We start from the raw sequence: 764 nt of genomic DNA, 5'->3' as shown, positions 1-764 counted from the left end.
GCGGAGGAGGTGACGGGGGGTTCGGCGAAGGTGGCGCGGGCGGTGCTGTTCTGTCTGGCGCTGACGGGTGTGCTGTTCGTGGCGCAGACGTACCTGGTGGCGTTGCTGGAGCCGACGACGTCGGCGCAGCTGGCGGCGGACCCGGGCAAGCAGGGGTCGGCGTTCTACGACGCGGTGGACGCCTCCGTCGGGGGCTGGCTGCACGATCTGGTGGCGGTGAGCAAGGCGATCGGGGCGGCGTTCGCGGCGCTGGCGGGGCAGGCGGCGGCGGGCCGGCTGCTGTTCGCGATGGCGCGGGACCGGCGGCTGCCGCGGTTCCTGTCGCGGACGGAGTCGGGGGTGCCGCGGTTCGCGATCCTGCTGGCGGCGGTGATCACGCTCGTGGCGGCGGGGTGGGCGGCACGCCGCGACGACGGGCTGGACCACCTCGTCTCGGTGGTGGACATCGGGGCGCTGACCGCCTTCACGCTGCTGCACGCGAGCGTGATCGGCTACTTCGTCGTACGGCGCCGGGGGGCGGGGGCCAGCTGGTGGCGGCACGCCCTGATCCCGCTGATCGGTGCCGCGATCACGGTGGCGGTGATCGTGGAGGCGTCCGGGACGGCGCAGATCGTCGGGGCGGTGTGGCTGGCCGTCGGGCTCGTCGTACTCGGCGTCCAGTCCCGCCGGGGCATCACGGACCCGGACTGACCCCCCGGCGCACCTTCCCGGCACCCGGCACCCCCCGCACCCCCAGGGGCTCCGCCCCGGCCCCCGCTCCTCAA

The 764-nt window shown here is 75.3% G+C and carries 1 protein-coding gene; it reads left to right on the top strand.

The features are described from left to right. A partial coding sequence (locus GTW43_RS04820; RefSeq protein ID WP_161300367.1) for an amino acid permease occupies positions 1–690 on the top strand: 690 nt, incomplete at its 5' end. Positions 691–764 lie beyond the last annotated feature (74 nt).

Source organism: Streptomyces sp. SID5785, from assembly GCF_009870065.1.
GTDB lineage: Bacteria > Actinomycetota > Actinomycetes > Streptomycetales > Streptomycetaceae > Streptomyces.
This window is presented reverse-complemented; position numbering and strand designations above follow the sequence as displayed.